This window comes from Limosilactobacillus secaliphilus (genome assembly GCF_001437055.1).
Classification (GTDB): domain Bacteria; phylum Bacillota; class Bacilli; order Lactobacillales; family Lactobacillaceae; genus Limosilactobacillus; species Limosilactobacillus secaliphilus.
On sequence record NZ_JQBW01000009.1, the window covers coordinates 72973 to 95395 of the forward strand.

The 22423-nt window shown below is 47.7% G+C and carries 22 protein-coding genes and 1 tRNA gene; 20 read left to right on the forward strand and 3 right to left on the reverse strand.

The annotated features are described in order from the left end of the window. Positions 1-9 precede the first annotated feature (9 nt). Together IV45_RS03970 and IV45_RS03975 are read left to right on the forward strand one after the other, a co-directional pair. Complete coding sequence (locus IV45_RS03970; protein ID WP_057740911.1) at positions 10-528, forward strand: adenine phosphoribosyltransferase; 519 nt, start codon at positions 10-12, stop codon at positions 526-528. Between the two features lie 18 nt (positions 529-546). Next, positions 547-1149 carry a hypothetical protein gene (locus IV45_RS03975; RefSeq protein ID WP_057740913.1) on the forward strand — a complete coding sequence of 201 codons (603 nt, stop codon included), beginning with the start codon at positions 547-549 and terminating at the stop codon, positions 1147-1149. Positions 1150-1308: 159 nt separating this feature from the next. On the opposite strand, the gene IV45_RS03980 is transcribed toward IV45_RS03975, so the two are convergent. Beyond that, positions 1309-1397, reverse strand: a tRNA-Ser gene (locus IV45_RS03980). Between the two features lie 199 nt (positions 1398-1596). Between IV45_RS03980 and IV45_RS03985 the strand changes: the two genes are divergently transcribed. The 3 genes from IV45_RS03985 (at position 1597) to IV45_RS03995 (ending at position 4747) form a co-directional block, all read left to right on the forward strand. Beyond that, positions 1597-2274 (forward strand): MgtC/SapB family protein, encoded by a 678-nt coding sequence (locus tag IV45_RS03985; RefSeq protein ID WP_235807661.1) that lies wholly within the window; start codon positions 1597-1599, stop codon positions 2272-2274. Positions 2275-2447: 173 nt separating this feature from the next. After that, positions 2448-3380 carry an L-lactate dehydrogenase gene (locus tag IV45_RS03990; RefSeq protein WP_057740915.1) on the forward strand — a complete coding sequence of 311 codons (933 nt, stop codon included), beginning with the start codon at positions 2448-2450 and terminating at the stop codon, positions 3378-3380. Between the two features lie 206 nt (positions 3381-3586). After that, positions 3587-4747, forward strand: coding sequence for a hydroxymethylglutaryl-CoA synthase (locus IV45_RS03995; RefSeq protein ID WP_057740917.1), 1161 nt, complete (start codon positions 3587-3589; stop codon positions 4745-4747). Positions 4748-4801: 54 nt separating this feature from the next. Here IV45_RS03995 and lexA read toward each other — a convergent pair whose 3' ends face one another. Beyond that, positions 4802-5428, reverse strand: a complete 627-nt coding sequence (lexA, locus tag IV45_RS04000; protein ID WP_057740919.1) for a transcriptional repressor LexA — start codon at positions 5426-5428, stop codon at positions 4802-4804. A gap of 147 nt (positions 5429-5575) precedes the next feature. Between lexA and IV45_RS04005 the strand changes: the two genes are divergently transcribed. Next, complete coding sequence (locus IV45_RS04005) at positions 5576-5827, forward strand: DUF896 domain-containing protein (protein ID WP_057740921.1); 252 nt, start codon at positions 5576-5578, stop codon at positions 5825-5827. 76 nt (positions 5828-5903) lie between these two features. Then, positions 5904-6125, forward strand: coding sequence for a YneF family protein (locus IV45_RS04010; protein WP_057740922.1), 222 nt, complete (start codon positions 5904-5906; stop codon positions 6123-6125). Positions 6126-6204: 79 nt separating this feature from the next. Here IV45_RS04010 and IV45_RS04015 read toward each other — a convergent pair whose 3' ends face one another. Then, a complete protein-coding gene (locus IV45_RS04015) occupies positions 6205-6843 on the reverse strand; it encodes a lysophospholipid acyltransferase family protein (RefSeq protein ID WP_057740924.1) in 639 nt (212 codons plus the stop codon). 72 nt (positions 6844-6915) lie between these two features. On the opposite strand from IV45_RS04015, the gene IV45_RS04020 reads away from it, so the two are divergent. The 13 genes from IV45_RS04020 (at position 6916) to nusA (ending at position 22415) form a co-directional block, all read left to right on the forward strand. Then, the gene (locus IV45_RS04020) at positions 6916-7686 is read left to right on the forward strand and encodes a tRNA1(Val) (adenine(37)-N6)-methyltransferase (protein WP_057740925.1); all 771 of its coding nucleotides are present in this window, start codon (positions 6916-6918) and stop codon (positions 7684-7686) included. 14 nt (positions 7687-7700) lie between these two features. Beyond that, complete coding sequence (locus IV45_RS04025; protein WP_057740927.1) at positions 7701-7988, forward strand: GIY-YIG nuclease family protein; 288 nt, start codon at positions 7701-7703, stop codon at positions 7986-7988. 162 nt (positions 7989-8150) lie between these two features. Beyond that, a complete protein-coding gene (gene rpsB, locus IV45_RS04030) occupies positions 8151-8948 on the forward strand; it encodes a 30S ribosomal protein S2 (RefSeq protein ID WP_057740928.1) in 798 nt (265 codons plus the stop codon). Positions 8949-9047: 99 nt separating this feature from the next. Then, positions 9048-9926 (forward strand): translation elongation factor Ts, encoded by an 879-nt coding sequence (gene tsf, locus IV45_RS04035; protein ID WP_057740930.1) that lies wholly within the window; start codon positions 9048-9050, stop codon positions 9924-9926. A 110-nt stretch (positions 9927-10036) separates the two neighbouring features. Continuing rightward, the gene (gene pyrH, locus IV45_RS04040; RefSeq protein ID WP_057740932.1) at positions 10037-10762 is read left to right on the forward strand and encodes a UMP kinase; all 726 of its coding nucleotides are present in this window, start codon (positions 10037-10039) and stop codon (positions 10760-10762) included. A gap of 3 nt (positions 10763-10765) precedes the next feature. Further along, positions 10766-11326 carry a ribosome recycling factor gene (gene frr / locus IV45_RS04045; protein ID WP_057740934.1) on the forward strand — a complete coding sequence of 187 codons (561 nt, stop codon included), beginning with the start codon at positions 10766-10768 and terminating at the stop codon, positions 11324-11326. Between the two features lie 198 nt (positions 11327-11524). Beyond that, positions 11525-12244 (forward strand): isoprenyl transferase, encoded by a 720-nt coding sequence (locus IV45_RS04050; RefSeq protein WP_057741210.1) that lies wholly within the window; start codon positions 11525-11527, stop codon positions 12242-12244. Positions 12245-12257: 13 nt separating this feature from the next. Next, on the forward strand, positions 12258-13046 hold the full coding sequence (locus IV45_RS04055; RefSeq protein ID WP_057740935.1) for a phosphatidate cytidylyltransferase: 789 nt from the start codon (positions 12258-12260) through the stop codon (positions 13044-13046). A gap of 19 nt (positions 13047-13065) precedes the next feature. Then, the gene (rseP, locus tag IV45_RS04060; RefSeq protein ID WP_057740937.1) at positions 13066-14337 is read left to right on the forward strand and encodes an RIP metalloprotease RseP; all 1272 of its coding nucleotides are present in this window, start codon (positions 13066-13068) and stop codon (positions 14335-14337) included. Positions 14338-14357: 20 nt separating this feature from the next. Further along, a complete protein-coding gene (locus tag IV45_RS04065; protein WP_057740939.1) occupies positions 14358-16103 on the forward strand; it encodes a proline--tRNA ligase in 1746 nt (581 codons plus the stop codon). A gap of 83 nt (positions 16104-16186) precedes the next feature. Next, positions 16187-20521 (forward strand): PolC-type DNA polymerase III, encoded by a 4335-nt coding sequence (locus IV45_RS04070; protein ID WP_057740941.1) that lies wholly within the window; start codon positions 16187-16189, stop codon positions 20519-20521. 251 nt (positions 20522-20772) lie between these two features. Beyond that, the gene (rimP, locus tag IV45_RS04075; protein ID WP_157051203.1) at positions 20773-21252 is read left to right on the forward strand and encodes a ribosome maturation factor RimP; all 480 of its coding nucleotides are present in this window, start codon (positions 20773-20775) and stop codon (positions 21250-21252) included. A gap of 14 nt (positions 21253-21266) precedes the next feature. After that, on the forward strand, positions 21267-22415 hold the full coding sequence (nusA, locus tag IV45_RS04080; RefSeq protein ID WP_057740945.1) for a transcription termination factor NusA: 1149 nt from the start codon (positions 21267-21269) through the stop codon (positions 22413-22415). The last annotated feature ends 8 nt before the right edge of the window (positions 22416-22423 follow it).

Consider the following 22423-nt stretch of genomic DNA (forward strand, 5'->3'; position numbering starts at 1 on the left):
GATACGATTATGGCTTTAGATTTGCGCAAGTACGTAGCCAGCATTCCAGACTTTCCTGAAAAGGGGATTATCTATCGTGACATTCTGCCGCTGATGGCAGATGGTAAAGCTTTCAAGCAGGTAACCGATGAGCTGGTCGATTACGCAAAGAATAAACATGTTGATATGGTTGTCGGCCCTGAAGCACGGGGCTTCATTGTTGGATGCCCGGTTGCTTCTGCATTGGGCGTTGGCTTTGCACCCGCACGGAAGAAGGGTAAGCTGCCACGTCCTGCCATCTCTTCATCTTATGAACTTGAATATGGCAGTGCCACTTTGCAGATGGAAAACGATGCAATCAAACCAGGCCAGCGGGTTCTGGCGGTTGATGACTTGTTAGCCACTGGTGGAACCATTTCAGCAACCATCGATATGGTAGAACGTATGGGTGGTGTCGTTGTCGGCTGTGCCTTCATCATCGAGTTAAAGGATCTCCACGGTCGTGATAAGCTGAAGAACTATGATGTGAAGGCTTTGCTGGAATACTAAAGACAAGGGAGTAATTACATGTTAATTTTGCTTGTTTTTGGTGGCTTAATGCTGATTTTGTCAGTGTTCTACCTGATGAATTCCTGGCAACAGTATCACCAATGGAAATGGGCAACCTTCTTAGTGCTGATTAGTTTGGCGGCCACCGTTTATGGTGCAATCAATCTGCCATATTGGCACCGAAATTCTGCAAGCTCAGATAATAGTTCGCAGACCACGTCGCAGAGTTCCAAGAAGAACATTAAGGAATTCTCGAATAACGGCTTGCAGGCGCAAAATGGTGCAACCCAGAGTCAAAAAGAAGATGCTATCTTGCGTCAATTACAGAAGGGATACGCCAAGATGGGCAGTGTCGAGTTCGATCGGTCGAGCAAGACATTCAAGATTGAACCCAATGCTGACAGTGATAATGGCAAGGCTCTGAATGCCATCATGCAGAACCCAAGCCAGGCTGATCAAGCGGGATGGCCATCATTAACCAAGTCGTTGTGCAAGACATCGGCTGCATTGAAGAAGTCACTGGGTGACGGCTACACGCTGAGTTTGATGAAGCCGGGTGACAACAACAGTGCAATGTTCTCGGCCAAGGACGGCAGCGAGAGCTACAACGCAATCAAATAAACATTAACGAATAAAAGCTTCATAATCGTGTCTAATCAGTCAACGATTGTGAAGCTTTTTTATCAATATATAAACTGTTAGCCACAATTCTTGATCTCGATAGCTAACAAAAAAGCCTTTGTACCAACGACAAACGTTGATACAAAGGCATTTCTATTAAGGAGAGTACAGGATTCGAACCTGCGCGCCCATTCAACATGGGTTCGTCGGATTTCGAGTCCGATGCATTACCACTCTGCCAACTCTCCATAGTGGTATTGAGATATTCCAATACAGTTAAATATTATAACATAGAATGAATGATGAGCAACTTGAATAATTCGTTGGTAATGTCGCTAATTTAACTAAAAGCTGGTTTGTAGTCACATAAATCAACAAAGTTTGTCATTAACGTCTGCTATGCGTTATAGTGGCATTAATTACTTGAAAACGAGAGGAGATAAAAAGTTGGCAGAACTTGATTGGTGTCTGCGGATGATCTTAGCTGCTTTTTGTGGTGGTGTAATCGGTTTTGAACGTAAGAGCAAGGCCAAAAGTGCCGGTATTCGGACCCATGCTTTGATCGCAATTGGTGCTGCAATGGCAATGGTCGTTTCAAAGTACGGTTTCTTTGACCTGCTTTCGATCACGCATTCCAACTGGGGACTGGATCCTTCCCGAATTGCCGCCCAGGTTGTCAGCGGCATTGGTTTCTTAGGTGCCGGGACCATTTTTATCAGTCGTAATAGCAACATAATTAACGGGCTGACAACCGCTGCCGGCATTTGGGTCACTGGCGAGATCGGGATGGCCTACGGAAGTGGCTTGTACGGTGTTGGTGCTGTGGGAACCATTTTCGTTATCATTGCCGAGATTCTTGGTAAATACTTTGACCAATTTGCGGCTAAGCTGGGGAAGAATGTTTCCTGGTTTATCGAAATTGATGGGAACATTGAGCAACTAGAAGCTGTTGTTCAGCAACTAAATCAGTATTTTGTGCGTCCGGTTGATTATTCCATTTACAGTTATAACGAAAAGGTCATTTCATTCCGGATTTTTGGCAAACTAAAGAGCAGCGTTAAAACAGACGAGATCTTTAATCTATTGATTGCAATGGATAGAGTTAAAAGTGCTGACCTCGAGTAACGGTCGATTTTGGGTTTAGATAGCACGAACATCAACGCGACAACATTTTCCCTGGCTGACATTGATCTCTTGATTCTTCGATTTAAGGAAGTCCTTGTCGTTCTGTGATGATTATGATAATATTAGAAAATAATTAGAGTATCATAATAAACACGATGAAAGGGGACGTTTCGATGTCACGCAAAGTTGGAGTTTTAGGTATGGGTCACGTAGGGTCAACAGTGGCTCACTACATCGTGGCGAATGGTTTTGCTGATGACCTGGTCCTGATTGACAAAAATGAGGGAAAAGTTAAAGCGGATGCCTTAGATTTTGAAGACGCAATGGCTAACCTGCCTTTCCACACCAATATTACGGTGAACGACTACAGTGCTTTAGCAGATGCGGATGTACTGGTATCAGCAGTTGGTAACATTAAACTGCAGGACAATCCAAACGCTGACCGTTTTGCTGAATTGCCATTCACTTTCGCTGCAGTTCAGGAAGTTGCTCAAAAAGTTAAGGAAAGCGGATTTCACGGTAAAATCGTGGTTATTACCAACCCCGTTGATGTAATCACTTCTCTCTACCAGAAAGTAACTGGCCTGCCGAAGGGTCATGTCATCGGTACTGGTACTTTACTGGACTCTGCACGGATGAAACGGGCAGTGGCTGCACGCTTGCATGTAGATCCACGTTCAGTTGCTGGTTACAACTTAGGTGAACACGGGAATTCACAGTTCACAGCTTGGTCAACTGTCCGCGTATTTGATCAACCAATTACTCAGTTAGCCAAGGCAAAAGGTCTGGATTTAGATGAACTGGACCATGAGGCCAAAATGGGTGGCTGGACCGTCTTCCAAGGCAAGAAATACACTAGCTACGGGGTTGCAACTGCCGCTGTTCGTCTGGTCAACGTCATCCTGTCGAATTCATTGACTGAGCTGCCAGTATCTAACTTCCGCGAAGAATACGGGGTATACTTGTCTTACCCAGCAATTGTTGGCCGTGATGGGGTAGTTGCCCAGTCACAGCTCGACTTGACCGAAGAGGAATTACAAAAGCTGCAAACTTCTGCTAACTTCATCAAAGAGAAGTTCCAGGAAAGCTTAAATGCTGATAAATAAGCAAACGGACTACTCTGTCTGCTGAGCAACAATCGACCTTCAGCGTTCATATTTGAACGTTGGAGGCCTTTTTGTGCTGGCACAGAAAAAGATTCTGCTACCGACCATCCACGTTAATTCTTGTTTCATCGTAAACCGTCATTTAAAATAGGTTAGCGAATTGCAATAAGTTAACATTAACGCAAAAGAGGACGGGAGAAACAGGTATGAAGATTGGAATTGATGAAATGCGCTTTGCGACGACGCCATACTATCTGAGCATGACTGACTTGGCCCATGCGCGAGGTGAAGATCCGAACAAGTATTTGATCGGGATTGGGCAGGAAAAGCAGGCAGTGGTGCCGCCAACCCAAGACATCGTCACGTTAGGAGCTCAGGCAGCCGCAAAACTCCCTGCGGATAAGCTAAAGCGGGTGCGCACGATCATTGTGGCAACCGAATCCGGAGTCGACAATTCCAAAGCCAGTGCAATGTACATCAAGCATCTGTTGAAGTTGGACGACAATATCCGGGTGATCGAATTGAAAGAAGCCTGTTATGCCGCGACGGCCGGTTTGCAGTTTGCCAAGGGCATGGTTACCCTAGAACCGCAGACCTATGTTCTAGTCATTGCGGCCGACATTGCGCGCTATGGTTTAAACACTCCCGGGGAAGTTACGCAAGGTGCAGGGGCGGTGGCCATGCTTGTAGCCGCTAACCCCCACGTCATGACCATTGAACCTGGTGCGGTTTCATACAGCCAGGATTTGATGGACTTTTGGCGCCCGCTGTATGCGACTGAGGCAATGGTGGATGGCAAGTACTCGACCAATGTTTACATCGATTTCTTCCAACACACCTATCAGCGGTACTTGCAGCAAACTGGCCTCAGCCTAGAAGATTTCACTGCTCTGATTTTTCACTTGCCATTTACCAAGATGGGAAAGAAGGCGTTGGAATCGCTGCTGGGTGACCGTGACGATCAAGTTGCCAAACGGCTGCGCGACCAGCTGAAAGCCGAACAGGTTGATTGTCGGTCGGTTGGCAACCTCTATACCGGCTCGCTTTACCTAGGCTTGATGTCATTGATCCAACATGGGTCAGTGGCAGCCGGCGACCGGATTGGATTGTTCAGCTACGGGTCAGGTGCAGAAGGCGAGTTCTATACCGGCATTTTGCAGCCAGATTTCCATGACCATGTCGAACAATTGGACGGTCCATTAAATGCTCGTCAACAGGTAACTGTCGCAGAGTATGAAGACATGTTTAACCAGCAATTAGGGATGAAGCCCGAAGATATTGAATTTGACCTGACCAAGGATCATTCGCGCTTCCTCTTAGCTGGGCAACGTGATCATCAGCGCCAATATGTTGACCGGGACAATTAAAAAAGCGGAGCACTCATCGTCAAGTGCTCCGCTTTGTAATTTTAAAGATCGGTTTTAATAGATGTCGTCACGGAATAGGCCAACCACTTTGCCAAGGATTTTGACGTTTTTCAAGATGATTGGTGCCATCGTATCGTTTTCAGGTTGCAGGCGGTAGTGGCCGTCTTCCTTGAAGAAACGCTTGCAAGTGGCTTCATTGTCGTCCGTCATGGCGATGACGATATCACCGTTATTAGCGGTGGATTGACGACGCACAATCACTTTATCGCCATTTAAGATGCCAATGTTGATCATCGAAGTCCCTTGGATGGTCAACATGAACAGATCGTCATGGTCTTGGATCGAAGGCGGAATGGGGAAGAAGTCGGTGGCATCCTGTTCAGCCAAGATTGGTTCACCGGCAGCAACCACACCAAGCAGGGGAATCTTATCCTGAGTTGGCTTAACGCCTAAAGCATCCAATCCAGCCGGGGTCAATTCCAAAGCCCGTGGTTTAGAAGGGTCCTTTGTCAGATAACCCTTGGCAATAAGGCGGTTGATGTGGCCATGAACGGTCGAAGTTGACGACAAGCCCACGGCGGCACCAATTTCCCGAACCGTTGGCGGATAGCCTTGGTTGGCGACTTGTTTATGGATATAGCTGAGAACAGCCATCTGTTTATTTAATGCATTTCTTGGCATGATTGCACTCCATTCCGTTAAGCTAGTGTAATTTTATCATATGTTAGCGACCATGTAAAACATATGTTCGAATTCATGATTCTTGAATTTAACCACTAATCTGGTTAGACTTTTAGACAGTTAATCGATGAAAGGAAGGTCATTTTAATGGCTGAAGAAAATGAACAAGACCGTTTGTTGAAGCGGATTAACGAACTGGCACATAAAAACAAGGCTGAAGGATTAACGGAAACCGAAAAAAAAGAACGCGAACGTCTGCGTAATGAATACTTGAAGAACTTCCGGGAAGCTTTCCGTCAGCGTTTGGAACAAACTAAATTTGTCGACAAGTCAGGTAAGGACATCACTCCTGAAAAGCTGCGCGAGATTCAACGCAAACGGGGCTTACGCAAAGATTAGTTCTTAAGATCGCTTTTATTTCCCGTTTATTTCTAGTATCATGATATAGACTGATTAATTTAAGGAGGGGAACGTTTTGGGACTGACGATTGCCTTAGTGATCTTGGCACTGCTTGTCGGCGTTGTAATCGGCTTTTTCGGTGCCCGGGCTTATATGAAGAATTATCTCCGCAACAATCCACCGATTGATGAAAACATGCTGCGGACTATGATGATGCAGATGGGCCAGAAGCCATCTGATCGTAAGCTGCACCAAATGGTAAATACGATGAAGGCACAAGCAAAGCGTGCTAAATAATTCTGCTATTCAATTGATAGCAAAAAGAGCTTTGACATTCACCGACTGAATGTCAAAGCTCTTTTTAGTTGATTCAATGTTAGAAATGATCATTGGCTGGCTTTTCCGGCATGTCATAATGGAATGTCGGGTCGAGTTCCTTATCCAGTTGGTCAAAAGCAGCCTGCATCTTTTGTTCAAGTTCGGCCTGCTTTTCTTTGGTCAACCGTTCATGCCGGTCAATGTAAATGGGATCGCCGAAATTGATCTTCCGCTTCTTGCGGCTAAAAAGGGCGCCAAAAGACAATGGGCCTTGATAGACAGCAGGAACCAACGGCACACCCGCCATTTTAGCAATCATCACTGCGCCACCCTTTAGTTTAGATGAATAGCGGGATCCAGAAGGAAAGATGATCGTTGACAGGTCGGTCTTTTTCAATAATTTGACTGGCGTACTAATTGCGGATGGTCCCGGATGAACACGGTCAACAGGAAACGCATTTAGCTTGCGCAAGAACCAGTTGGCAAAGGAATGGGTGAACAATTCTTTTTTGGCCATGAAGCTGAATTTCTTGGGGTAAACAGAAATGGCCAGCAGGACTGGGTCCATCCAAGTGCGGTGCGGAGCGATCAACACGTAGTTGCCACTCGGAATCTTTTCTTTATTTTTAATCAGTGGTCGACCATTGATTAAGGTGATTAATGGTCCCACAATATGGACTAATGTATTATATAGCATTAAAATAACCTCGTTTTTACTTCTTTAAATAGTATAGCGATCATAGTAAGAGATGCAAGCAGGAGGAAGCAGATGAAGGATAACCCAGAGCTTAAACCAAATGAACGGATTGACCACCTTGATAGCCAGGGAATCCAGATCATCCAAAGCAGCGAAGTCTTTGCTTTTTCCCTGGATGCAGTCCTATTAGCGGACTTTGTGCGGCCTAACCATCGTCGGCGCTTGCAAACCGTTGATCTTTGTGCCGGCAACGGGGCCATTGCACTGTTTATGCACCGTAAACTGGGCGGAAAAGTGACCGCTGTCGAATTACAGCCCCGGTTAGCGGATATGGCCAAGCGCAGTGTCATTTTAAACCATCTTCAGGACCGTTATCGTGTCTTGCAGGCGGATGTTAATGATATCTATTCTTACCTGCCCAAAGACTCGGCAGACATCGTGACTTGCAATCCGCCATACTTTAAGAGTCTGCCGACTAGCCAGAAGAATCCCAATCATTACCTGGCCTTGGCACGGCACGAATTAACCATCAACTTAGCTCAGGTGGTGGATAAGATGGCGGGGCTGTTGAAGATGAACGGCAAGGGTTACTTGGTGCACCGACCGGAACGGCTGCCAGAAATATTAATGGAGTTAGTCAATCATCGTCTGCAGCCCAAGCGCCTTCGTTTTATCTACCCGAAAGCCGGTAAGGAAAGCAATATGGTGTTGATCGAGTGTATCAAGGATGGCAAACCAGGTGGCACAATTATTGATCCGCCCTTCATCGTGGGTGACGATAATGGTAACTATACACCCGCCGTTCAAGCACTTTTGCATGGTGTCAACAACGGGCACGAATAGGTGGCAGGCAATCGATGACAGAAGAACCTTATTATATATATGTCTTGCATTGTGCAGACAACAGTCTCTACTGTGGCTCTACCGATGACGTCCAGCGGCGTTTTCACACCCATCAGCAGTTTAAGGGTGCCAAGTATACCCGGGTGAAATCGCGCCACCCCTTGAAATTGATCTTTTCCCAGCGCTTCGACAACAAGCATGATGCTTTGAGCGCCGAATATCATTTCAAACACCAATCACGGGCAAAGAAGTTGAAATATCTGGCAGAACATGGAGTTGATATCCACCCTTTAAATAATTAAGATGGCTTTTTGATTTAGCTTGCATCGCGCGGGCTTTTTTTGTATACTGTTTGCTGGTGCTAATTGCACACTTCACACCTGTTGCGATAAGATCCAGGGTGCCTTTGGGTTTGGAGCTTAGTTGAACGACAGGGAGGAAAAAACTATTTGGAGGTATATTTCATGTCTGTTGTTACTATGAAGCAATTGCTTGAAGCTGGTGTCCACTTTGGTCACCAAACTCGTCGTTGGAATCCTAAGATGAAGCCGTACATCTTCACTGAACGTAACGGTATTTACATCATTGACCTGCAAAAGACGGTTAAGATGATCGACTCCGCTTACAACTATGTCAAGGACACGGTTGCTAAGGGCGGCATCGTTCTGTTCGTTGGTACTAAGAAGCAGGCTCAGGATTCAATCGAAGAAGAAGCTACCCGTGCCGGCATGTTCTACGTTAACCATCGTTGGTTAGGTGGGACGCTGACTAACTGGAAGACCATCCAGTCACGGATCCAGCGTTTGAAGGAACTGAAGAAGATGTCAGAAGATGGCACTTTTGATGTTCTGCCAAAGAAGGAAGTTTCCGTATTAACTAAGCAACGTGAAAAGCTGGAACGTTTCCTTGGTGGTATTGAAGATATGCCACGGATCCCAGATGTTATGTACATCGTTGACCCACACAAGGAACAAATTGCGGTTCATGAAGCACAAAAGCTGCACATTCCAATCGTAGCTATGGTTGACACGAACACTGATCCTGACGACATCGATGCTATCATCCCATCAAACGATGATGCCATTCGTGCCGTTCGTCTGATCACTTCCAAGATGGCTGATGCTTGTGTTGAAGGTAAGCAAGGCCAAGACCAGCAAAAGGCTGCTGAATCAGACAGTTCTGCCGATGCAGATGACCAACAACAAGAAGTATCTTCAGATGATCTGCAAAACCTGAAGAACCATGTTGAAGGCGACAAGTAAAATAGTTTAAACTTAGGCTGTTTTGCAGTTGGACCATCGTGGCCTGAGTGCAGACGGCCTTTTTTATTAAAAATGATCATATTTTAAGGAGAGATAACAATGGCTCAGATTAAAGCTGCCCAAGTAATGGAATTACGTAAAAAGTCCGGTGCCGGTATCATGGATGCTAAGAAGGCATTGGTTGAATGTGATGGTGACATGGACAAGGCCATGGATTACCTGCGTGAAAAGGGGATTGCCAAGGCTGCCAAGAAGAGTGGCAAGGTTGCTGCTGAAGGTTTAACTGACATCGAAATCGATGGCAACACGGCTGCAATCGTTGAATTAAACTCCGAAACGGACTTCGTTGCTGCTTCCGATCCATTCAAGGCTGCACTGAAGGATGTTACCAAGCAAATCGTTGCTAACCAGCCAAAAGACGTTGACGCTGCATTGGCAATGAAGACGGCTACTGGTACTTTAAAGGAAGATCTGACCGAAACTACCCGGAAGACCGGTGAAAAGGTAAGCCTGCGTCGGTTCGAAGTATTGAAGAAGGACGATGGCGACAACTTCGGTGCTTACCTGCACCAAGGTGGCCGGATCGCTGCTTTAGTTGTGCTTACGGGCGCTGACGAAGCAACTGCTAAGGACGTCGCAATGCACGTTGCTGCTGTTAACCCTGAATTCATGACCAAGGATGACGTTCCTGAAGACCGTATGAACCATGAACGCGAAGTCTTCAAGGAAGAAACCCTGAATGAAGGCAAGCCAGCTAAGATCGTTGACAAGATTGTTGAGGGTCGTCTGCACAAGTTCTTGTCTGAAATCTGCCTGGAAGACCAAGCCTTCGTTAAGGACAGTGACAAGACGGTTGGTCAATACGTTGCTTCCAAGGGTGGCAAGCTGAAGGCCTTTGTTCGTTACGAAGTCGGTGAAGGAATCGAAAAGAAGCAGAGCAACCTTGCCGATGAAATCCAGCAAGAATTAAACCGCTAATCGCTTTTACCGAATATAACGGTTGATTTAGCAAAATAATGCTTGAAGAGGCCGGGAATTTCCCAGCCTTTTTGACCATCTAGGATTAAACACGGCTAGGAGGAACATTTATGGCTGCTGATATTAAATATAAACGTGTGGTACTGAAGCTCAGTGGGGAAGCTTTAGCCGGTGACCAAGGCTTTGGCATTAACCCACCTGAACTGAAGACCGTCGCTAAGGAAATTAAAGAAGTTCACGCAATGGGCGTCCAAATCTGTATCGTCGTTGGTGGCGGTAACATGTGGCGCGGGGTTACTGGTGAAAAACTGGGGATGGAACGTGCCCAAGCTGACTACATTGGTATGCTGGCAACGATTATGAACGCATTATCATTACAGGACGCATTGGAAGGCATCGGGGTTGAAACCCGGGTTCAGACTTCCATTGAAATGCGTCAGATTGCGGAACCTTACATTCGCCGCAAAGCAATTCGGCACCTGGAAAAGGGTCGGGTCGTTATCTTTGCCGGCGGTACTGGCAGTCCATACTTCTCCACCGACACTACCGCTGCATTGCGGGCAGCTGAAATGAATGCCGATGCCATCTTGATGGCGAAGAATGGTGTTGATGGTGTCTACTCCGCTGATCCAAAGAAGGATCCAAACGCTAAGAAGTATGCACACCTGACCCACATGGACATTTTGGACAAGCACCTGCATGTCATGGACTCGACTGCAAGTTCAATGTCCATGGACAATCACATTCCATTGGTAGTCTTTAACCTGAATACCCCTGGCAACATCGTCAAGGTTGTTAAGGGTGAACATATTGGAACCACAATTGAGGGGGACTAATTTATGAACGGAGACGATATTTTAAAAACGGCCAAAGAAAAGATGGGTAAGTCTGGTGACGCTTTGCAGCGGACTTTAGCTGACATTCGTGCCGGCCGTGCCAACGCCAGCCTTTTGAATCCGGTCAAAGTTGATTACTACGGTGCACCAACACCGTTGAACCAAATGGCTTCGATCACGGTTCCAGAAGCTCGGCAGTTGTTGATCACGCCTTACGACAAGTCGACGTTAAAGGACATTGAACGGGCCATTTACGAATCCAACTTAGGCCTGACACCACAAAACGATGGTGAAGCCATTCGCTTAATCATTCCACAATTGACGGAAGACCGGCGTAAGGAACTGGTTAAACAAGTCAAGGCTGAATTGGAAAAGGCTAAGGTTGCCGTTCGTAACGTTCGTCGTGAAGCCATGGATGACCTGAAGAAGGGCAACAAAGATGGCGACTTCAACGATGACGTTTTCCATGATCTTGAAGATAAGGTCCAAAAGGAAACGGATAACGGCATTAAGAACTTGGAAAACATCGCCAAGGATAAGGAAGACGAATTGATGTCCAATTAATTTGTTGACCAGTTAATCGCAATAACGTGGCAAGGCCTTAGTGTCGTTTGCCACGTTTTTGTGTATCAGATATGTTATAAGCATAGTAGAGGAATAGTGCATAATCTGGTAGAATGATGGTTGTTGAATTTTGCAAATTGGAGGGTGCAAGGATTGGCCAAAGAAATCAATCAAGATTCAGAACAGCCTAAATTAGACATGGCACGCATCCCGAAACACATTGCGATCATTATGGATGGCAATGGGCGATGGGCACAAGCACGGCATTTGCCACGAGTGGCTGGTCACCAGCAGGGAATGGAAACGGTCAAGAAGGTCACAATGGCGGCGTCGGGCCTCGGCGTGAAAGTATTGTCGTTGTACGCTTTCTCAACTGAAAATTGGAAGCGGCCCGCCAGCGAAGTCAGTTTCCTGATGAATCTGCCAATCCGCTTCTTTAACTCTTTTGTGCCTGATTTGGTAAAGAATAACGTTAAGGTAACGGTGATGGGTGACATCAGCCGCTTACCGAAGAAAACGCAAAAAGCAGTTAATGATGCAATGGCTGACACAGCGCACTGTGATGGCATGATCTTGAACTTCGCCCTCAATTATGGTGGTCGTGACGAAATTGTTCGCGCTGCGCAAAAACTGGCTCAAAAAGTTCAAGCGGGACAACTTGATCCAGAACAGATTGATGAAGCGACCTTTGGCAAGTGCCTCATGTCTGATCAGTTGGTACCATACCAAGATCCCGATTTGTTGATCCGGACCAGTGGTGAAGAGCGGTTGAGTAACTTCATGCTCTGGCAGGTGGCCTACAGTGAGTTCGTCTTCATGCCTGAACACTGGCCAGACTTTGACGGTACTCTTTTGAAACGGGCGATTGTTGAATTTCAACAGCGTCACCGTCGTTTTGGTGGATTGAAAAACAAATAGGTAGGTGGAAATTTTGAAAACACGAGTAATTACAGCCATTATTGCCTTGGCAATCTTCATACCGTTGATCATTATTGGCCATCTGCCATTGACCATCGCTGCGATTGCTTTAGGCATTGTTGCCATGTCGGAAATTCTGATTATGAAAAAGATGTTTTTGACGTCTTTCCCGGCAATCATTTCCTATTTGGGAGTTGCGATCATGATTGTGCCAAGCAATTGGTTGAGCTTTTTGCCTGGTCATTTTAATCGGCTGACGACCTTTTATTTGATGATTATGCTGATTCTGTTGCATACTGTCATTCACAAGGTGCGGTTTAGTTTTGATGATGCCGGTGTCGTTGTTCTGGGCATGTTGTACATCGGAATGGGCTTCAACTGTTTCATCGCTGCCCGGGCAGTCAACTTCCAGACTTTGCTTTATGGCATGTTGATCGTCTGGCTGACTGATAGCGGGGCTTACCTGTTTGGCCGGGCCTTTGGTAAGCACAAGCTGGCACCACGGGTTAGCCCGCATAAGACCTGGGAAGGCTCCATTTGCGGAACCATTTTTGCTGCGGTCATCCTGGCCGTGTACCTGTACTTTATCCCGGTTGGCTACCATTCTTGGTTGTTAATGGTCCTGATGACGATCTTACTGTCGATCTTGGGTCAATTTGGCGACTTGGTTGAATCCGCTCTGAAGCGTTACTACGGGGTCAAAGACTCTGGTAAGATTCTGCCAGGACATGGTGGAATTTTGGATCGGTTTGACAGTATGCTGATGGTCATGCCCGCACTGTATCTGTTAGGCATTATCTAATTAATACTGAGGTGACTCTTTGATAATCACAATTATTACATTCATTATCGTCTTCGGGGTCCTGGTACTTGTCCACGAGTTTGGCCACTATTACTTTGCCAAACGCGCGGGGATTTTAGTGCGCGAATTTTCCATTGGCATGGGTCCAAAGATTTGGTGGAGCCAGCGCAATGGGACGACTTACACCATCCGGATCCTGCCTTTGGGTGGCTACGTACGGATGGCCGGAATGGATGATGAAGATGATGAAATCCGTCCGGGGACGCCGGTGACGATCCAGTTGAATGACGATCAAGAGGTTGTCACGATCAACGCCTCAGATAAAACCGGTCTGTTTCAAGGCTTACCGTTACAGGTAGTGGCCAAAGACCTGGTTGATGATTTATGGATCAAGGGTTACGTCAATGGCGACGAAAGTGAAGTCAAAACGTTCAACGTCAACCACGATGCCTCGATTATCGAAAAGGATGGCACAAAGGTTCGGATTGCACCGCGGGACGTGCAGTTCAATTCTGCAACACTGCCGGCGCGGATGATGACCAACTTTGCCGGCCCGATGAATAATTTCATCTTGTCGTTAGTGGTTTTCATCATCTTGGGCTTCACCTTGCCAGGCATCCCGACGAACAGCAATCAATTAGGTGAGGTTAAGACGGGCTCAGTCGCCGCACGGGCTGGACTAGTTACTGGCGACCGGATCGTCAAAGTTCAAGGCAAGCGCACAGCAAACTGGCAGAGCTTAGCCACTAACATTTCCAGTCGTCCGGGCAAGAGTACCCGTTTGGAGTATGTTCGTGATCACAAGACCTACCACGTAACCGTCAAGCCAAAGAAGGTTCGTGAAGGACATGAAGTGATTGGCCAAATTGGTATTATGGAAAAACAGAAACACGGCTTTGCTGACCGGCTCCGTTACGGTTGGCGACAATTTGTTTCTGCAGGGACCTTGATTTTTACCGTTTTAGGTCATATGTTTACACATGGCTTTAGTTTAAACGACCTTGGTGGACCAGTGGCCATTTACGCTGGGACCTCTCAAGCGGCAGCCTTAGGGGTCAACGGGGTGCTCAATTTCTTAGCACTCCTCTCGATTAACCTGGGGATCGTGAACCTGTTGCCGATCCCGGCTCTGGACGGTGGCAAATTATTGTTGAACATTATTGAAGCCATTATCCGGCGACCAATCCCTGAAAAAGCCGAGGGTGTTGTTACCTTAATTGGCTTTGCTTTTCTATTGTTATTAATGATTTTAGTTACCTGGAATGATGTCCAGCGTTACTTTATTAAATAAGAATTGAAGGAGAATTTGTCATGAAACAATCAATGATGCTGATTCCGACGAAGAAGGAGGCACCGGCTGACGCGGAAGCCCTGAGTCACAAGATGATGGCGCGTGCCGGTTATATTTACCAGATCTCTGCAGGTGTATGGTCATACCTGCCATTGGCCTACCGGGTGATCCGGAAGGTGGAGAACATTATCCGGGATGAAATGGATAAGGCGGGCGCCGTTGAAATGAAGATGCCTGCTCTATTGCCGGCCGAATTGTGGAAGGAATCTGGTCGTTACGAAACATATGGTGATAATCTCTTCAAGCTGAAGGATCGTCGTGACCGTGAATTCATCTTGGGCCCAACCCATGAAGAGAGTTTCACGGAAGTTATTCGTGACAGCATCAAGTCATACAAGAAGTTGCCACTGGTTGTTTACCAGTTGCAAGACAAGTTCCGTGATGAAGATCGTCCCCGTTATGGGATTCTCCGTGGTAAGGAATTTGAAATGCTGGATGCTTATTCCTTCACTGCTGATAAGGCCGGTTTGGACAAGATGTATGACCTGCAAGAACAGGCTTATCGCAACATCTTTGACCGAGTGGGCCTGAATTACAAGGTGATTTTGGCTGATTCTGGAACGATGGGTGGTAAGAACTCGCAGGAATTCTCTGCTCCAGCTGAAGTTGGTGAAGACACGATCGTCTACACGGATGGTGACTATGCCGCCAACCTGGAAAAGGCAACCAGCAAGTTCACCGGCAAGCAGCAGCATGCGGAACCAGCTGAATTGGAAAAGAAGGCAACGCCGGGCGCTCACACGGTTGATGAGGCCGCTGAAAGCTTAGGCATGGATGCCAACCAAATCCTGAAGTCCATGTTCTTTATGGCCAAGATGGGTGAAAATAAGTTCCAGCCGGTAATGGTACTGATGCGGGGTAATGATGAAGTTAACGAGACCAAGGTGCAAAATGCCTTGGGTGCTGAAGACCTGACTTTGGCAACTGAAGAACAGGCGGCAAAGTACCTCGGTGCCCACCCTGGTTCATTAGGTCCTGTTGGCGTTGGCAAGGAAGTTAAGATCCTGGCTGACAAGTATGTCCAGGTGCTGGTTAACATGGCTTGTGGAGCCAACGATGATGGTCACCACTTTGTTAATGCCAATATTGACCGGGACTTCCGCGTTGACCAGTTCGGCGACTTCCGGATGGTTCAGGAAGGCGAAATTGCTCCTGATGGCCGGCCAATCAAGTTCACCCGTGGGATCGAAATTGGTCATATCTTCAAGCTGGGGACCCACTATTCCGACGTTTTAGGCGCTCAGGTGCTGGATCAAAATGGTCGGCAGACCGATGTTGTCATGGGTTGCTACGGGATTGGTGTTACCCGTCTCTTATCTGCCATTGCGGAACAGAAGGCGGATGACAATGGCCTGGTTTGGCCTGACAGCATTGCGCCGTTTGATGTTCACGTCATTCCGGTCAACGTCAAGAAAGACGATCAGGTCAAGGTGGCTAATGATGTCACCAAGCAACTTGAGGATGCTGGCTTAGAGGTCTTGGTTGACGATCGTAAAGAACGTGCCGGCGTGAAATTCGCCGATTCCGACTTGATTGGGATTCCACTGCGGATCACCGTTGGTAAGAAGGCCGGCGATGGGATCGTAGAAATCAAGATCAGAGAGACCGGTGAAACACTGGAAGTCAAAACGGCTGAAGTGGTCAATACCATCAAGATCTTATTGAAACAACTAAATAACACGGATACTGATTCCGAAGAAAAATAATGAACGTTTATGACGTGGCTGGGTAGTTAACTCCATATCGATTTAACAGCAGCCACGTTTTTATATCTGATGAGGTGAAAAAAGTGGCATTAAATGCCGAAGAAAAATTTGATAAGCTGACCGATCAAATTCAGTACCAAGATCCTGCCTTGAAGGGTGGACGCGTCGATCAGGTAGTGGTTCACCAAAAGTCGCGGTGCTGGGACTTACACCTATATTTCCCGCAGGTTTTGCCTTTCAAGGTATATCACGAACTGGTGCACCGTCTGCAGATGTCCTTTCAAGAACTCGCCCATGCCGATGTCAAGATTGTTATTAGTACTGACACCGACACACCCGACAGCAAGCTGATTGGTGACTACTGGCGTTTCTTGGTCAACGAAGAAGTTGGCACCAGCGGAATGGGCTTTGAACTCGCTGAGCAGACCATGCCAGAGGAACACAATGGTCGCCTGGAATTGACGCTGGAAAACGAGAAGGTCAAGGAGTTTGTCATCCATAATTTCTTGGGAAAGATTCAGCAAGCCTATGGTGACGCCGGTTTTCCGGACTTCAACATTCATCCAGTGGTGGACGAAGATGCTGCAGCGGCACAGTTAAAGGAATTGAAGGCCCAACAGGAGAAGGCGGATGCGGCACTGGTGCAGAAGGCGATGTCGCAGATTAAGACACACCAGGCGCAACGCAAGCAAGCGGCCGCCAAAGCAGTCAGTGATGGTCCGGCCCAAATTGGGAAGGTGATCAACGACCAAGCCGAAGTCCGGCAGATGGAGACCATCACCGAAGAAGAGCGTAATGTCGTGGTCGAAGGTTACATCTTCTCGAAGGACGTTAAGGAATTACGGTCCGGCCGTCAGCTGATGATTCTGGAGATCACCGACTATACGTCATCGATTTCGGTCAAGAAGTTCTCGCGTGATGAAAAGGACGAGGCCGCCTTCAAGCAGTTTAACGAAGGTGAATGGGTCAAAGTGCGTGGCTCAGTCCAGGAAGATAGTTTCATGCGCGACCTGACGCTGAATGCGTATGACATCAACCTGGTATCGCACCCGGTTCGCGAGGACAAAGCGGATAAGTACGACAAACGGATTGAATTGCATTTGCACACCACGATGTCTACCATGGACGCCACCAATAGCATCAGCGAGTACGTCAAACAGGCCATTAAGTGGGGGCAACCAGCCATTGCCATCACCGACCATGCCGGAGTCCAGGGATTCCCGGAAGCCTTCAAAGCCTCCTATGATGGCAAGAAGAAGGAGCACAAGATCAAGATGCTCTATGGTGTTGAAGCCAATGTCGTTGATGACGGGATCCCGCTGGTCTACAACGAGGACCATCAAGTGCTGGACGGCTCAACCTATGTGGTCTTTGACGTGGAAACATCAGGGTTGTCGGCCATCTACGACCGGGTAATCGAACTGTCAGCCAGCAAGATGAAGAATGGTGAAGTGATTGACCGTTTCGACGAATTCATTGACCCTGGTTTCCCACTGTCGGAACAGACGACGGCTTTGACGAGCATCACTAACGAAATGGTGCATGGTTCAAAGAGCGAAGAAGAAGTCTTTAAGATGTTCCGCGATTTTTGCGGAGACGCCATCATCGCTGGGCATAACGTTTCCTTCGATATGGGCTTCATGAACACCGGTTACCGTCGTCACCACATGCCGGAAATTTCGGCACCGGTGATTGACACCTTGCCGCTGGCTCGTTTCCTGTATCCGAACCTGGGTAGTTACCGGCTCAACACCCTGAGTAAACGTTTCAAGGTTGCTTTGGCCCACCACCACCGGGCTAACTACGATGCCGAAGCCACTGGCCATTTGCTGCACTTGTTCTTGAAAGACGCCGAGAAGCGTTATGACATCAAGTATGTTGACGATCTGAACAAGCATATGACGGACAACGGAGCTTACCGGCACGGGCGGCCATTCCATGCCACGATCCTGGCTGCGACTCAGGCTGGTTTGAAGAACATGTATAAGCTGGTCTCACTGTCCAACGTCAAGTACTTCTACCGGGTACCGCGGATCCCGCGCAGCGTCTTAACCAAGTACCGCAAAGGATTGCTCGTTGGTTCGGCTTGTGCGAATGGTGAAGTCTTTACCGCCATGATGGAGAAGGGCTATGCCGAAGCCAAGAAGAAGGCCGCTTTCTACGATTACTTGGAAGTGCAGCCCAAGCCAAACTATGCCCCATTATTGGAACAACACGTCATTCAGGATGAACCGCACCTCGAAGACATCATCAAGAACATGGTCAAGTTGGGCGATGATCTGGGCAAGACGGTTGTCGCAACTGGGGATGCCCACTACATCAATCCGGAAGATGCCATCTACCGTAAGATTTTGATCAACTCACAAGGTGGGGCCAACCCATTAAACCGGACCCACCGTCCCGATGTGCATTTCCGCACCACTGATGAGATGCTGGATGAGTTCTCATTCTTAGGTGACGACCTGGCTCATCAAATTGTCGTAACGAACACCCACAAGATTGCGGATAAAATCGATGAAAACATCCGACCGGTTGAAGACCGTCTGTACACGCCGCACATGAAGGGAGCCGAGCAGGAAATTCAGGACCGGACCTGGGCAACCGCCAAAAAATGGTATGGTGACCCGCTGCCGAAGCTGGTTAAGGACCGGGTCAACTTGGAACTGAATTCCATCGTGAAGAACGGATTCTCGGTTATTTATCTGATTGCCCAGCGGCTGGTAGCCAAGTCTAACAAGGACGGCTATCTGGTTGGGTCCCGGGGTTCCGTTGGTTCCAGTGTGGTGGCAACCTTGTCCGGAATTACGGAAGTTAACCCCTTGCCGCCGCATTATCGTTGTCCAAAGTGTCAATACAACCACTTCTATACCCATGGTGAATACAGTTCGGGCTTTGACTTGCCTGACAAGAAGTGCCCGAAGTGCGGTACTTTGATGATCAAAGATGGTCATGACATCCCGTTCCAGACCTTCTTAGGGTTCAAGGGAAACAAGGTCCCAGATATCGACCTGAACTTCTCTGGTGACTATCAACCAATTGCCCACAACTACATGAAGGTCCTGTTCGGTGAAAAGAATGTGTTCCGTGCCGGGACGATTGGTACGGTTGCCGACAAGACCGCCTATGGCTACGTGAAGGCTTATGAACGCGACACCGATCAAACCTTCCGGGGCGCCGAAGAAGACCGGCTGGCTAAGGGAGCAACTGGGGTCAAGCGGACGACTGGTCAGCACCCGGCTGGGATCATCATTGTCCCTGACGACATGGACATCTATGACTTCACGCCGGTTCAATATCCAGCCGATGATCAGAACGCTGCCTGGGAAACGACCCACTTCGATTTCCACTCCATCCACGACAATATTCTGAAGATGGATATTCTGGGTCACGATGATCCGACCATGATTCGTGCCCTGCAAGATTTGTCCGGGGTCAACCCGAAGACGATTCCAATGGACGATCCAGGTGTCATGAGTCTGTTCTCCAGCCCTAAAGCATTAGGGGTGACCGAGGAGCAGATTAATTCGAAGACCGGGACGCTGGGCCTGCCTGAATTCGGGACGCGTTTCGTTCGCGGAATGCTTGAAGATACCCACCCAAAGAACTACTCGCAGCTGTTGCAGATTTCTGGTTTGTCACACGGGACTGGTGTGTGGCTGGATAACGCCCAGGAATTGATTAAGAACGGCACCGCAACGATTGCCAACGTTATTGGTTGTCGTGACAACATCATGACCGACTTGATCCACTATGGGTTGGATTCGGAAACGTCTTTCCAAGTGATGGAGTCGGTTCGTCACGGTCGCGGGATTCCGGATGAATGGCAGGATAAGATGCACAAGGCCAACGTGCCCCAGTGGTACATTGATTCCTGTCTAAAGATCAAGTACATGTTCCCGCGGGCCCACGCCGCCGCCTATGTGCTGATGGCGTTGCGGATTGCCTACTTCAAGGTTTACTTCCCGTTGATTTACTACGCAGCCTACTTCTCAGTGCGGGCCGACGACTTTGACATCGTTGCTATGGCCCACGGTAAGGAGGCTGTCAAGGAAGCCATGAAGGCGATCAACGACAAGGGTAACGAAGCCAGTGCGAAGGAGAAGAGCCTGTTAACCATTTTGGAGTTGGCCAATGAAATGTTGGAACGCGGCTTCAAGTTCAAGATGGTTGACTTGCAACGCTCGGATGCACAATCATGGCTGATCGATGGTGATACTCTGATTGCACCGTTTAGAGCGGTTCCTGGTTTGGGAATCAACGTTGCCAAGCAGATTGTCGCGGCACGCGAAGAGCAGGACTTCTTGTCTAAGGAAGACCTGGCCGAGCGGGGAAAGGTCTCACAGACGATTATCGACTTCTTAACTGCTAATCACGTTCTCGACGATCTGCCCGACGAAAACCAGCTCAGCCTGTTCTAATAACTAAATTTCATTAACCCCTTTTAGTATTCTTGCTGAAGGGGTTATTTTTTTCGTGGCAAACTCAATGATGGTCATTTGAGCAATTGTCATTAGAGTTTTTATTTGATCATTGCCGCCGATGAATTAAAGACCGGTCATTAGTTGCTTATTTTGTGAAAAAATGGTACTATACATACGTTAAATAACTTCGGAAGGGAGTGAGCAGGGATGCTCGCTCTTTTTGTTGCAATCGTTTGGAGGTGAAAGTTTTGAGTACAGCAACGGTAATTGAAACCGTTAATCGATTAGTTCAGCCGATCTTAGACGAACACCATTTTGAATTGTTTGATACGGAGTTTGTCAAAGAAGGCCCCAGCTGGTACTTGCGGGTGTACATCGATAAAAAAGGTGGAATCACCCTTGAAGATTGTGTCAACGTCAGTGATCAGCTTAGTGCTGCCTTAGACGCCTGTGATCCGGATCCAATTCCGCAACAGTACTTCCTGGAAGTATCGTCACCGGGTGCTGAACGGCCGCTTCGCAATGAAAAGGACTATGAACAAGCCGTCAATCAATACATTCATGTTTCGCTGTATCAAGCTGTCAACGGGAAAAAGGTTTATGAGGGTACATTGACCGAATTAACACCAGACACATTAACTCTGGATTGGTTGAATAAAACCCGCCATCAGAAACTGACCCTTCAAAGAAAGTTGATCGCAAAAGCACGACTAGCAGTTAAGATTTAAGCGAGGAGATAAAGATGAGTACTAAAAAGCAACGTACGGAATTAATGGGCGCCTTTGATGTCCTGGAAAAGGAAAAGGGCATTAAAAAAGAAGTCATTATTCAAGCACTGACGGATGCATTGGCCAACGCCTACCAGAAGAACTACGATGACAACAACGCCAATGTGGAAGTCAAGATCGATGATAAGACCGGTGACTTTAAGGTTTATGCCGACAAGACGGTGGTTGATGAAGTGACCAACCCGGTTGAACAAATCAGTCTGCGTGATGCAATGAAGGTCAGCCATGGTTACGAAGTTGGTGATACCTTCAAGCAGGAAGTAACACCAGCTGGCTTTGGCCGGATCGCTGCCCAAACCGCCAAGAACGTGGTTTTACAAAAGCTGCGTGAAGAAGAACGGCAGATTGTATACGACAAGTACAACAAGCTGAAGGACGACCTGGTCGAAGGTGAAGTTGCCCGTGAAGATAACCGTTACATCTACATCAACCTGGATGGGGTGGAAGCGGCAATGAACAAGCATGATCAAATGCCCAACGAACACTACCGTCCACATGACCGGGTTCAGGTTTACGTCACCCGGGTGCTGAAAGATACGAAGGGCCCACAAGTGTTCGTTTCTCGGACGGCTCCGGACTTGCTCAAGCGTCTGTTTGAAAAGGAAGTTCCTGAAATCAGCCAAGGTGTCGTTGAAATCAAGGGCATTGTGCGTGAAGCAGGTGATCGGGCTAAAGTAGCTGTCTTCTCTCGTGATGGCAATATCGACCCAGTTGGTACTTGTGTTGGTCCACGGGGCTCACGGGTTCAGACCATTGTCAACCAACTTGGCGGTGAAAACATTGACATCGTGAAGTACGAAGAAGAACCAGAAGAATACATCAAGAATGCATTGAACCCTGCTGAGGTTAAGGGTGTCATTTTTGATCAGAATAATGGTGAAGTTGAAGAAGAAGCCAACAGTAACGATCCAGATGCAGAACCACGGATTCACCGTGGCTGTACGGTAATTGTTCCGGACGATCAGCTGTCACTGGCCATTGGTAAACGGGGCCAGAATGTCCGGCTGGCTGCCCAGTTGACTGGCTACAAGATCGACATCAAGCCATTGTCCGAAATGGATCCTGATGGCACGCCAGTTGACGACGATGAAGATGCTGAATAGTTAATACC

Coding starts and splice junctions, on each gene's coding strand:
- IV45_RS03970 (WP_057740911.1), top strand. CDS start 10: ATGGCTTTAGATTTGCGCAAGTACGTAGCCAGCATTCCAGACTTTCCT.
- IV45_RS03975 (WP_057740913.1), top strand. CDS start 547: ATGTTAATTTTGCTTGTTTTTGGTGGCTTAATGCTGATTTTGTCAGTG.
- IV45_RS03990 (WP_057740915.1), top strand. CDS start 2,448: ATGTCACGCAAAGTTGGAGTTTTAGGTATGGGTCACGTAGGGTCAACA.
- IV45_RS03995 (WP_057740917.1), top strand. CDS start 3,587: ATGAAGATTGGAATTGATGAAATGCGCTTTGCGACGACGCCATACTAT.
- lexA (WP_057740919.1), bottom strand. CDS start 5,428: ATGCCAAGAAATGCATTAAATAAACAGATGGCTGTTCTCAGCTATATC.
- IV45_RS04005 (WP_057740921.1), top strand. CDS start 5,576: ATGGCTGAAGAAAATGAACAAGACCGTTTGTTGAAGCGGATTAACGAA.
- IV45_RS04015 (WP_057740924.1), bottom strand. CDS start 6,843: ATGCTATATAATACATTAGTCCATATTGTGGGACCATTAATCACCTTA.
- IV45_RS04020 (WP_057740925.1), top strand. CDS start 6,916: ATGAAGGATAACCCAGAGCTTAAACCAAATGAACGGATTGACCACCTT.
- IV45_RS04025 (WP_057740927.1), top strand. CDS start 7,701: ATGACAGAAGAACCTTATTATATATATGTCTTGCATTGTGCAGACAAC.
- rpsB (WP_057740928.1), top strand. CDS start 8,151: ATGTCTGTTGTTACTATGAAGCAATTGCTTGAAGCTGGTGTCCACTTT.
- tsf (WP_057740930.1), top strand. CDS start 9,048: ATGGCTCAGATTAAAGCTGCCCAAGTAATGGAATTACGTAAAAAGTCC.
- pyrH (WP_057740932.1), top strand. CDS start 10,037: ATGGCTGCTGATATTAAATATAAACGTGTGGTACTGAAGCTCAGTGGG.
- frr (WP_057740934.1), top strand. CDS start 10,766: ATGAACGGAGACGATATTTTAAAAACGGCCAAAGAAAAGATGGGTAAG.
- IV45_RS04050 (WP_057741210.1), top strand. CDS start 11,525: ATGGCACGCATCCCGAAACACATTGCGATCATTATGGATGGCAATGGG.
- IV45_RS04065 (WP_057740939.1), top strand. CDS start 14,358: ATGAAACAATCAATGATGCTGATTCCGACGAAGAAGGAGGCACCGGCT.
- nusA (WP_057740945.1), top strand. CDS start 21,267: ATGAGTACTAAAAAGCAACGTACGGAATTAATGGGCGCCTTTGATGTC.